This window comes from Pseudoalteromonas sp. SG41-2 (assembly GCF_014164535.1).
Taxonomy (GTDB): domain Bacteria; phylum Pseudomonadota; class Gammaproteobacteria; order Enterobacterales; family Alteromonadaceae; genus Pseudoalteromonas; species Pseudoalteromonas rhizosphaerae.
Map to the genome: position 1 here is coordinate 1 of NZ_JACJFK010000052.1, position 11,243 is coordinate 11,243.

The following is an 11,243-nucleotide window of genomic DNA, read 5'->3' on the forward strand; positions in this document are numbered from 1 at the left end:
ATGGTCTTCGGGCGTCGGGCTGCGGGCTACGGGCTACGGGCTTCGGGCTTCGGGCTAACAGTGTAGGTCGTGCTTTAGCGCGTCAAGTCGCTTACGCTTAACTATTCTAAAACTGACAGCTGAAAGCTTATGACTGACGGCTGACGGCTCAAATTCCCTTCGTTGGGTTTCGCTGCGCTCTACCCAACCTACCGGCCAAACACAAAAAGCCCGCGCTGTGTAACCACAGTGCGGGCTTTTAAATTTCAATCGTAAAGATTAAAACAATTCGTTAGCTTTGTTTACGATGTTTTCTACCGTGAAGCCAAAGTGCTCAAACAGCTCATTTGCAGGGGCTGACTCACCAAAGGTGGTCATACCTACTACTGCGCCGTTTAGGCCTACGTATTTATACCAGTAGTCTGCAATGCCTGCCTCTACTGCTACGCGGCGTGAAACTGCAGCTGGTAATACGCTTTCTTTGTATGCAGCATCTTGCGCATCAAATGCATCTGTTGATGGCATTGATACAACGCGTACTTTTTTACCTTGCTTACGTAGTTCTGCCGCTGAATCTTGTGCTAATTGCACCTCAGAGCCAGTTGCGATTAAGATAAGCTCAGGCTCGCCATCACAGCTCAGTACATAACCACCTTTTTTAACGTCGCTTAATTGCTGCGCTGAGCGAGTTTGCTGCTCAAGGCCTTGGCGAGTAAAGATAAGTGATGTTGGACCATCTTGGCGCTCAATCGCTTGTTGCCATGCAATCGCAGACTCAACTTGGTCACACGGGCGCCAGTTAACTAGGTTTGGCGTTAAACGCATGCTAGCAATTTGCTCTACTGGTTGGTGAGTTGGACCATCTTCACCTAAACCGATTGAATCGTGGGTGTATACAAAAATGCTTGGCACTTTCATAAGTGCAGCCATGCGTACTGCATTACGTGCATATTCCATAAACATTAGGAAAGTTGCGCCGTAAGGAATAAAACCTTTATGCAGTGCAATACCATTCATAATCGCCGACATACCAAACTCACGAACACCGTAATAGATGTAGTTACCGCTGGCATCATCGCGTGTTAAGCCTTTAGAGCCTTTCCAAATAGTCAGGTTAGAACCCGCTAAATCAGCTGAGCCGCCCATAAATTCAGGCAGTAATGGGCCAAATGCATTCAGTGCGTCTTGCGATGCCTTACGTGATGCTGGGTTTGCTGGATTTGCGTCTAGTTGCTCAATATATGCTTGTGATTTTTCAGCCCAATCTGCTGGCAACTCACTACTAGTACGGCGTTTAAATTCAGCGGCTAGTTCTGGGTGTGCAGCGGCGTACGCGGCAAATTTTTCATCCCAGTTAGCTTCAAGTTGTTTACCCTTTTCTTTGCCATCCCATTGTGCATAAATATCAGCTGGGATTTCAAATGCTTCACCAGTCCAACCAAGGAACTCGCGTGCTGCTTTGATTTCGTCTTCACCTAGTGGTGCGCCGTGACAATCATGGCTACCTGATTTATTTGGTGAACCATAACCGATAACTGTTTTACAACAAATTAGTGTTGGCTTGTCGGTGATGCTGCGTGCTTCTTCGATGGCTGCGCGGATAGCGTCTGAGTCATGGCCATCAACGTCACTTACTACATGCCAACCGTAGGCTTTAAAGCGTGCAGGTGTATCATCGCTAAACCAACCTTCAACTTCACCATCAATTGAAATACCGTTGTCATCCCAAAACGCAACAAGCTTACCTAGGCCTAATGTGCCGGCAAGTGAACATGCTTCATGAGAAATACCTTCCATTAAGCAACCATCGCCTAAGAAAGTATATGTGTGGTGATCAACAATATCGTGACCTTCGCGGTTAAATTGCGCGGCTAATGCTTTTTCAGCAATTGCCATACCTACCGCGTTAGTGATCCCTTGACCAAGTGGGCCCGTAGTAGTCTCAATACCTGGCGCATACCCATATTCTGGGTGTCCTGGTGTTTTTGAATGCATTTGACGGAAGTTTTTAATTTCCTCAATTGGTAAATCATAACCACTTAAATGCAATAGAGAATAAATAAGCATTGAACCGTGGCCATTGGAAAGTATAAATCGATCTCTATCTACCCACTCTGGATTTGTTGGGTTGTGGTTTAGATAATCGCGCCATAGTACTTCTGCGATATCAGCCATGCCCATAGGGGCTCCAGGGTGGCCTGATTTGGCCTTTTGTACTGCGTCCATTGATAAGACGCGAATAGCATTTGCAAGTTCTTTGCGAGACGGCATGGATTCTCCTACCTTTACTGTATTTGCGCTGGTTATTGTGTGTATTCATTTGAAGATCCATTCTTACTTATTGTAGGGGCTGTATGCAATTAAAAACCTGATTAAATTGGGCATTATGAATTTTTTTTAAGAACAAAAAGTTATTAGTAATTTTATTTAGACGTCTAGGCGTAAAAAAACTATGCAACTATCGTTGTTTTAGATAAAATACGCCCCTAAATTTTTTAGCGCTCTTACCGACGTTTGTGAAGCGCAATATTTGTGAGCAAAGACAATGGCAAAACATTTATTTACTTCTGAATCTGTTTCTGAAGGTCATCCGGATAAAATCGCGGACCAAATCTCTGACGCGGTACTAGATGCCATCTTAGAACAAGATTCTCATGCCCGTGTTGCGTGTGAAACTTACGTAAAGACTGGTATGGTTATGGTTGGTGGTGAAATCACTACTAGCGCATGGGTTGATATCGAAGAAATCACACGTAAAACTGTACGTGAAATTGGCTACACTCATTCTGATATGGGTTTTGATGCCGACTCGTGTGCAATTTTAAACACGATTGGTAAGCAGTCTCCTGACATCAACCAAGGTGTTGACCGTACTAGCCCAGAAGAACAAGGCGCTGGCGACCAAGGCCTAATGTTTGGTTACGCATGTAACGAAACTGAAGTATTAATGCCTGCACCAATCACTTACTCACACCGTTTAGTACAGCGTCAAGCGCAAGTACGTAAAAGCGGCGAGCTTAACTGGTTACGTCCTGATGCAAAATCACAAGTTACTTTTGCATATGAAAACGGCAAGCCAGTAGGTATTGACGCTGTGGTACTTTCTACTCAACACAGTGAAGACATTTCACAAAAAGATTTAGTAGAAGCTGTGATGGAAACAATCATCAAGCCGGTACTGCCTGCTGAGCTTATCACTAGTGCAACTAAGTTTTTCATTAACCCGACTGGCCGTTTTGTAATCGGTGGCCCAATGGGTGACTGTGGTCTTACTGGTCGTAAAATTATCGTTGATACCTATGGCGGCATGGCTCGTCACGGTGGCGGTGCATTCTCTGGTAAAGATCCATCAAAAGTTGACCGTTCAGCTGCGTACGCTGCACGTTACGTTGCTAAAAACATCGTTGCTGCGGGCCTTGCTGACAAATGTGAACTACAAGTTTCTTACGCAATCGGTGTTGCAGAGCCAACGTCAATCAGTGTTGAAACATTTGGTACCAGCAAGCTTGAAGAATCACGTTTAATTGAATTGATTCGTGAGCACTTTGACTTACGTCCATATGGCTTAATTAAAATGCTTGATCTTGAGCGCCCAATTTATCTACCAACTGCAGCTTACGGGCATTTTGGTCGTGATGAATTCCCTTGGGAACGCACAGATAAAGCAGACGCACTTCGCGCAGCAGCTGGTCTTTAATATCAGCCTTTATGTAAATGTAGAAAAAGCGCCAATTGGCGCTTTTTTTATGCCTGCTGATTATATTGCTGTAAATGCCTAGGTTATTGTCGCGAGGTAAACTCGCTGCTACCAGACGTAGGCGCGGGTTTACCCCGCGCAATTAAAGCTCGTTGCTCAAAGTCAGTGACGTTTTGCCTAACTTCTTAACCTATCAATGTAATTATCTTTTCATACCCAGCCACAGCCCATACAATAAACAACACTATCAGTGCTAATGTTACAGCCGCTGAAGCGATATCTTTCGCACGCCCTGATAGCACGTGGTATTCAACACCGACTCGATCTGTTAATGCTTCAATTGCTGAGTTTAGCAACTCAACAATCAACAATAACAAAAAGCTGATTACAAGAAGTGCCCAGTGCTGCAATGATTGTGCTAGCCAAAATGATAACGGCAATAATACTAGCCCTAGCGCAAGCTCATTACGAAAGGCCGACTCTTCCTTAAATGCGGCTTTAAAACCTTTAATTGAGCATTTAGTTGCTTTTAAAATACGCCCAATTCCTATGCCGTTGGGTTTGTTTACTAAGTTAATTTCTGGTTTAGTCATTTTATGATCTTTAGCGTGTAAGTGTTGCTTATCGGGTGATGGTTAAAACCATTACCTTAATCCATGCCTTGAGTTAATAACTGCCAAGCTGTCGCCATATACTGGGTATATGCTTGCTCTATCTGTGCATCAATTTCAACAAATTGCGATGGTGTTGTCGGTAAAAGCTGAGTTTTATCCCGCTCATTAACACTATAATACTCATAAAGCGCCGATAAATCACCACGCCAGAGCTGTTCATTGTGACGTATTGTTTGAAAACCAAATACCTCCCTATCTGGCGCAGCATTAAATAATGATTGTCCCATGCTATAAAACTGAGTATTTGTTGGCGCAATTAAATCAAATAGTGTTGGAGCGATATCCATATGGCTTGCCACTTGTTGGGCAGGCACTAAATCTGCACTAACACCTTTGCCATAAATCACTATCGGCACATGAGAATAGCGACAACAAAAAAGAGTTTATCCGTAAAGTTACGCACCATTCTTACCCAATGACCTAGGCGCATCCGTTGTAAAATACAATTTAATTAAAAATTACTAACAAGGAGTTAACCAGCCATCCAGATTGTACCGATTGTTAGAATTAACACGCTATTGTTTATTGATGTGACTACAATTACCAACTTGGCTTACTTGCTGATTGGTTTGATAGGTTTTATTGATTAGGCGTAATTTAAGGGCAAGCAAGGTATGCATTGCACTTTCTAATCCCACTTTATTGCTTAGCCAATAAGGAATTGCACCACCAGGATTAGCGTATATTTCATATGTTATGGTTAACAATGATTGCCCTTCACTGCTATGTTGGGTTAATAACCAATGTGCTTTTAGATCAGTGATACGGATCACAGCTTGGCGCTTTGCAAGCTCCCCTGTTTTTGCTGCAATCGTTAACTTCGTCTGAGTGTCGTTCAGTTGTTGGTAGCATGAGTAACTCACCATATCGCGATCAGTGAGTGGCCACGGCGAGTCAAACTCGGTATGTACAATAGTTTCTGAGGGACTTAATCGCTCCAACACTTTCACATGGGTAACATTATCAATCCATAACGGCGCGCTGTCAGTATCACTTAGCAATGTCATAAAGTCATTGGCCGTGACACCTTCAATAGTGATTTCAGCCTGCACTTCAAAAATACCATTGTCATGTTTTTTGTAGTACACACTTGCACCATCATGCTGTTTCCAGAGTTGCCAATGCTGAACATCACTGAGCGCATCGGCACTAAAGAGCAGCATTAGTAATAATACCCGCCGTACCATGTGTATTCCCTATGTACTGGCTTAAAAGCGATTACTGCCAGTAAGGTGATATTTTATATGAAGCTAAGCGGCTTTGTTCCATTGCGTCGACCAAGAATTCAGATTTTCTTTCAAGCCAACTTTGAATTTTTGCCAGCTCTTCATCATCTTGTCCTGCACATAACTGCTTTAGATACTCAAGCGTGCTGAGCTCGTACATGCCGTGTGAAATATCTAACCATGGAATACGAAACTCACTGCGTTCATCTTTTTCAAATAACGAACCTAAACAGTTACCACTGAGTAAGCTGTTTTCTAAACGCATACGTAAATCTAAGTAATCCTTAACAGTCAGTGTTTTTTGTTCTGGCAGTAACTGATGAAGGTCTTGCCAATCTTTTTCAAATAATCGATTAGCAATCTCAGCGACTGGTTTTTCAGCTGCTTGAAACTGTACTTGCCCCCAACTTTTACGCCATTGCTTATCCACCAGCCAGGTGGTTAAAGACAATAATAAGCGGTTATAGCGAGCGCTATGAAACAACCGATTAATATCATCAATACTTGGCTGTAGCTCTTTTAAGTCATTAATAACTTGCGTTAACTCAGGTGCACTGTTGATTTTTTTATAGTATGCGTGGCGCTTAGATGTGTAGGTTTTTAGTTGAATCGCGTTTTCAACCCATGCTAATTCACTTAATAGCCATTTTAGCTCGGTGCGTAATAGCTCGGTGGTGTTTTTATCAACAATATCGTCAAATAACCAAAACGTATGACGGATTAAACTAATACCATCGGTCACTCGTTTCAGAGTCTTTAAACTCGGTTTATCGAAATAACACTGTTCATGTTTTTGTACAAAACGAATACCAAAGCCAATTGCGGCTATAAGTGCTTGCTCTTGTGTTGCATATTTAGGTAACGATACAAAGCCAATTGATTTACTTGGCTTAAGTGGTTTTTCATCCGCAAGGCGATAACCACGAGCTGCTTTAGAATATAGCCCTAATCGAATATTACTTTGACTCACTAACTTATCTGCTAAAGCAAATAATTCATCGCGGCTGCCTTCAACCAGTTCAATTTCAAGCTCACAAATTGGCTCCATCAAACCCGATGCAGATACTTCACCTTTATCTAACACTACTTCAATTTTAGCGCCACTGTCGGTTTCAATAAGCCAAGTACGACGAATGAAGTTAGTACTAAAAATAGGATAAAGATTAGCGGCAATTGCACTTATTTGCATACCATGCGGCCAAATACTGGCATCAAATGCAGTTATATTTGGTCGGCTACTTTCCAGCGGTAAATTATATTCAGGTCGTTGATGCAACCCGCCCATAACTTCTCCAGCAAGCTTGATAGTTTGCTCACATTGATTATCAGCACAGCGGGTACGAAAACCGATATCGAGCGCTCTTAATTCACGGCTTGGCGTGTCAAAATAAGCATTTTGTAAACTACGCGAAGGTTTATTAGTAACCGTTTTTGCAAATTGAGTAATTAACGCGGGGATCAGTGGGATTACGGCGTCTGACACCAAAAACTTCAGTTCTATCTCAGTATCCATTAGGCTTGAGGATTACCTTTAAAATAAATAAGAGCTCAAAATAAACAAAGCTGCCCAACATTGCAAATTTTTTAGCTTATTTGAATCAGCAAACAGCAGCCATGATTACAATATCAGTCTTGCTATTAGCGCGCTAAATCCATACTATCTCAATACTTAACTATGAATAATACGATTGCTGTCCCACAGACGGTTACATTAACAGGGTAGATTGATGTTTAAACATTCTTTATTAGCTTTGCTATTCGCAGCGGCCGCATTTATGAGTCACGCAGAAGAAAGCAATTCAGCTAGCGATGCAAACACCGCTTATATAGTCGATAATCTTTATACATTTATGCACTCTGGCGCGAGTAAAAATTATCGCATTATTGGCTCTGTTGATGCTGGTACAAAGCTAACCCAGCTATCTGCTGAAGAAAATGGCTTTGTTAAAGTTATTGATGATAAAGAACGAGAAGGCTGGGTAGAAGCTAAATTTGTTTCTAAAACTCCAGGTATTCACCAACAATACCGCACACTCAGTGCTGAAATGGCATCAATGCAAGAGCAACTTCGTCAAGCACAGATTGAATTACCGCAGCTACAAGAGCAAAGCCAAACTTTAACTGACCAAAATAGTGCTCTATCAGAGCAGATTGCTAAATTAAAAAGTACCTTAGAAGCTGAACGCACTGAAAAACAACAAGCCGGTGCAAAAGAAAAACGTCAGCTACTAACTTATGGCGGAGCAATTGCCTTCATAGGTTTATTTTTAGGTATTATTTTGACTATCGTATTATCGCGCCGCAAACGTTACGACGGCTGGGCTTAAAACCTTATACCCCGTATAACAGTAATAACTTAGGTTTATCTAAATAAAAGCCGATGCATAATCGGCTTTTCATACTCAAAGAAACTCCCCCTATAATAATGTATATTTTTCAAACAACATAAAACTATGTTTTGTTCAATGTTTTCAGCATTATTCCCCATCTATATTAACCTATTTCATTTTTACCCGTTAAATATTTACTAGAATATTATTTCAGCTTTGTATAATGTAACAAAATACTTGTCCCTAAATGGTGCAGTGAGGGAACCTAATTTAGACGTATAAAAGGATTTAACGATGGCGCAACAACACACCGTCGCACAAGGCGAAACACTGCTACGCATAGCACGCCAATATGGTTATAAAACCTCAACAGCATTATATAACCATCCCAGTAATGCGGAGTTTAAAGCACTACGGCCCGATCCTAATTTAATTTTTCCGGGTGATATCATCAATATTCCACCTAAAAAAGAAAAGTTTATGCCGCTGCGCGCTAACAGTCTAAATACGTTTGTTGTACAAAACGAAAAAGAATATTTTCGCCTGCAAATAATTCATGAAGATGGTGATGACATTACCGGCAAACGTATTGTACTCAACATAGGTAGCCAAGCAATCGATACCGTTCTGCAAAGTGATGGGCTTATCGAAGTAGAGCTTAATAATAACGACGCACTTACTGGCACGGTCGATTTATATTTAAAAGCAGGCGAAACTACACCCACTAAAAGCTTTGCGGTACAAATAGGCAATCTAGATCCAATCGACACGCTTTCTGGCGTGCAGGGACGTTGTAATATGTTGGGGTTTAATTGCGGCAAGGTTGATGGCATTAATGGTGCAAAAACCAAAGCGGGTGTGAGGGAATTTCAACAAGCGCAACAACTACAGGTAGACGGCATTGCAGGGCCGGTTACTAAAAGCCGTCTTGTTTATGTTTATGGAGCCTAAGTTATGAGCCAAGCAATGCCCATGGCAGTCAATAAAGTTAACACACTGGTTATAAAAACAAATGTTGGTGCGTTACAAAAAAATATTATAGTTAAAGTGGTTGGTGATGTAGCTATAAAAGCGCAGTTGTTTAGCCAAGGTAGTACGGTTGACTTAGAGCAACAGGGCAATCAACAATACCACTTTAAAAACCTGTCACAACAAGCGCTTTATACTTTAAAAGTAATTATAGCGGGCGAGGCAGAGTTAACCCTTATTAACGAACAAAGCTTTGCAGATTATTTCGACCTGTTAAAGGTTCGGTCATTCAATATTGGTGAAAAAGGCGGGCCGCAATTACTTGAACATAAAATATTACCAAAAGGTCATATTGAAATAACCTTGCTCGCAGAGCCCCCTAGCTTTGGTGTATTTTTTGATGGCACGGGGAATAACCGCCTTAACGACATACAAGATTCAACCGACGCGAATGAACCGACTAATGTGGTTAAGTTGTTTGAGTTATATCCCTTTCAAAAATATCAATCACGCTATTATGTTGAAGGTATTGGCACTAAAGCAAATGAAAGCGATTCAACCTTAGATATGGGTTTGGCGTTTAGTTTTGATGAGCGAATTAGAGAGACTCTAGTCACAACAGTTCAATTTTTCAAAGAATACTCAAAGATGAGCATTGGATTTCTGGACGTATTTGGTTTTAGCCGTGGCGCAGCGCAAGCGCGGGCATTTGTTAATCAAGTGAATGCGATTTATAAAAATAATCCACACTATTGGGGCGGTATTAAGCCCGTTATCCGCTTTGTTGGCTTATTTGACAGTGTTGCCTCTATTGGTGGTGATGGTGACAACAACCACAGTGAGTTTTATGCCAATAATGAACTTGATTACCCCGTTAACTTACATCTAGCAAGTAGTAGTGCGGGGTTTGTAATGCATTTGGCGGCATTTGATGAAAAGCGTGATAAATTTCCACTCAGCTCATTACGTACCCGTAATAAGCAGCTCCTTAAAAACCAGCAAGAGATTGAATTACCGGGTGTGCACTCAGATATTGGCGGCGGTTATGGCCCCGTAGAAACAACCATATTATACCCGTGGCAATATATTGCTGGGCAAGCCGGAGAGCCAGAGCACGATAAAGAATTAGCGCAGCTTAAAAAGTCACTTGAGCAAAAATATTATTGGCCAACAATTAATATTGAGTTTAAAGCAAGTAGGCCAAGGATGAACAGAAAGCCAAAGCGAATTCGTAATGAATCAGAGTATACGGTTTATACCGGCTATAAACCGTATTGGCGGCGCAATTTAAATAATACCTTACCCCATTATAGCCTAGCGCTAATGCATGAAACGGCGGTTAACCAAGGCGTGCCACTACAAAGCTTAACGGAACTTGCTAACCGCAAACAAGCTGACGGCCAAGCTATACCTTATATTTTACCTAACGAGCTTAAAGCACTGGTTGATAGCGCCCGTAGCTTTGGCCCACAAAGTGATGCCTGGCAGGCTTTATATAAAGATTACATCCACCACAGTGTTAAATATTCAGCAACGATTGATGCGATTGCTCATGGCCCTGAAGAAGACGCTGAATTCACCACTAAAAACCAACAACGTGAGCTTTTTTACAATCAGCCAGAACAAGCTGAAAAGAGTGAGCAATGGCAATTACAATTAATAAATGGATATAGATTATGGACAAAATCTTAAAGTTACTTCTTACTAGCTTGTTTGCTGTATTACTAGACGGCTGTGCAACAACAGGTGAAATCGACTATATGGTTGTATCGGGTTCAACAGATGAAGGCAATAATATATTTGTGACTTTAATTAAGTTTGATGACAAGTGGGATGTACCCGCAGGAACTATGTCTTGTTGTCGAGCCACAGCGGGAGCTATGGTTGGTGTTTACGATCAAAAATTCCCAGAAAAAGTAGCGGTTGAGTGGTTAGATAAGTCAGAGAACAGAATTTACTACGGTGAACTGGCAATAAATAAAAATGGTTATAAATTAGCTAAAAATTTACCTGCTTATGCATGGATAAGCACAGGAGAAGTAGAAGAAAATATCAGGCCTTATTTAATTGTTGGCATGGGGGATAGTGGCGAGATAAAAGTATGGCTATCAAATGCACGATCTGACAGAAATAGAACAGGCCGTGTATTACACGAGCTTGGCTCTGGGCAAGCACAGTGGCGTGAGAATAAATGACCAGTTTTAAACGCCTTTTTACAACCAGCCAGAACAAGATGAAAAGAGTGAGCAATGGCAATCACAATTAATAAATGGATATAGATTATGGACAAGCTCATAAAATCACTCATCACACTTGCTTTAACATTATTTGTAATAGGTTGCTCGTCAACAGGAACAATTGATTACAT

At 41.5% G+C, this 11,243-nt stretch carries 10 protein-coding genes; 5 read left to right on the forward strand and 5 right to left on the reverse strand.

Annotated features, from left to right (window positions below; all coding sequences use genetic code 11):
• Window positions 1-258: 258 nt before the first annotated feature.
• Window positions 259-2,250 (reverse strand): transketolase, encoded by a 1,992-nt coding sequence (tkt, locus tag H5186_RS21865; RefSeq protein WP_182762468.1) that lies wholly within the window; start codon window positions 2,248-2,250, stop codon window positions 259-261.
• Between the two features lie 274 nt (window positions 2,251-2,524).
• Here tkt and metK point away from each other — a divergent pair, with 274 nt between their 5' ends.
• A complete protein-coding gene (gene metK / locus H5186_RS21870) occupies window positions 2,525-3,676 on the forward strand; it encodes a methionine adenosyltransferase (RefSeq protein ID WP_149981353.1) in 1,152 nt (383 codons plus the stop codon).
• A gap of 185 nt (window positions 3,677-3,861) precedes the next feature.
• Here the strand turns inward: metK and H5186_RS21875 are convergent, their stop codons facing one another.
• From H5186_RS21875 to H5186_RS21890, 4 genes are all read right to left on the reverse strand, one after another.
• Window positions 3,862-4,269 carry a diacylglycerol kinase gene (locus H5186_RS21875; protein WP_182794986.1) on the reverse strand — a complete coding sequence of 136 codons (408 nt, stop codon included), beginning with the start codon at window positions 4,267-4,269 and terminating at the stop codon, window positions 3,862-3,864.
• Between the two features lie 56 nt (window positions 4,270-4,325).
• Window positions 4,326-4,697, reverse strand: a complete 372-nt coding sequence (locus H5186_RS21880) for a hypothetical protein (protein WP_182794987.1) — start codon at window positions 4,695-4,697, stop codon at window positions 4,326-4,328.
• Between the two features lie 168 nt (window positions 4,698-4,865).
• A complete protein-coding gene (locus H5186_RS21885) occupies window positions 4,866-5,537 on the reverse strand; it encodes an START domain-containing protein (RefSeq protein ID WP_259400397.1) in 672 nt (223 codons plus the stop codon).
• 31 nt (window positions 5,538-5,568) lie between these two features.
• Window positions 5,569-7,089, reverse strand: a complete 1,521-nt coding sequence (locus H5186_RS21890) for a CYTH and CHAD domain-containing protein (protein ID WP_182719526.1) — start codon at window positions 7,087-7,089, stop codon at window positions 5,569-5,571.
• A 214-nt stretch (window positions 7,090-7,303) separates the two neighbouring features.
• On the opposite strand from H5186_RS21890, the gene H5186_RS21895 reads away from it, so the two are divergent.
• From H5186_RS21895 to H5186_RS21910, 4 genes are all read left to right on the forward strand, one after another.
• Entirely contained in the window at window positions 7,304-7,903 is a 600-nt protein-coding gene (locus tag H5186_RS21895; RefSeq protein WP_149981356.1) for a TIGR04211 family SH3 domain-containing protein, read from the forward strand.
• Between the two features lie 297 nt (window positions 7,904-8,200).
• Entirely contained in the window at window positions 8,201-8,857 is a 657-nt protein-coding gene (locus H5186_RS21900; protein ID WP_182719527.1) for a peptidoglycan-binding protein, read from the forward strand.
• A gap of 3 nt (window positions 8,858-8,860) precedes the next feature.
• Window positions 8,861-10,567: a DUF2235 domain-containing protein gene (locus tag H5186_RS21905; RefSeq protein WP_182719528.1), complete on the forward strand. Its 1,707-nt coding sequence runs from the start codon at window positions 8,861-8,863 to the stop codon at window positions 10,565-10,567.
• A complete protein-coding gene (locus H5186_RS21910; protein WP_182768424.1) occupies window positions 10,552-11,070 on the forward strand; it encodes a DUF2931 family protein in 519 nt (172 codons plus the stop codon). The genes H5186_RS21905 and H5186_RS21910 overlap by 16 nt, the downstream gene beginning before the upstream one ends.
• Window positions 11,071-11,243 lie beyond the last annotated feature (173 nt).

Excerpts from the sequence above, each read along its gene's own strand:
- tkt (WP_182762468.1), bottom strand. The coding sequence starts at position 2,250 with ATGCCGTCTCGCAAAGAACTTGCAAATGCTATTCGCGTCTTATCAATG.
- H5186_RS21895 (WP_149981356.1), top strand. The coding sequence starts at position 7,304 with ATGTTTAAACATTCTTTATTAGCTTTGCTATTCGCAGCGGCCGCATTT.
- H5186_RS21900 (WP_182719527.1), top strand. The coding sequence starts at position 8,201 with ATGGCGCAACAACACACCGTCGCACAAGGCGAAACACTGCTACGCATA.
- H5186_RS21905 (WP_182719528.1), top strand. The coding sequence starts at position 8,861 with ATGAGCCAAGCAATGCCCATGGCAGTCAATAAAGTTAACACACTGGTT.
- metK (WP_149981353.1), top strand. The coding sequence starts at position 2,525 with ATGGCAAAACATTTATTTACTTCTGAATCTGTTTCTGAAGGTCATCCG.
- H5186_RS21875 (WP_182794986.1), bottom strand. The coding sequence starts at position 4,269 with ATGACTAAACCAGAAATTAACTTAGTAAACAAACCCAACGGCATAGGA.
- H5186_RS21910 (WP_182768424.1), top strand. The coding sequence starts at position 10,552 with ATGGACAAAATCTTAAAGTTACTTCTTACTAGCTTGTTTGCTGTATTA.
- H5186_RS21885 (WP_259400397.1), bottom strand. The coding sequence starts at position 5,537 with ATGGTACGGCGGGTATTATTACTAATGCTGCTCTTTAGTGCCGATGCG.
- H5186_RS21890 (WP_182719526.1), bottom strand. The coding sequence starts at position 7,089 with ATGGATACTGAGATAGAACTGAAGTTTTTGGTGTCAGACGCCGTAATC.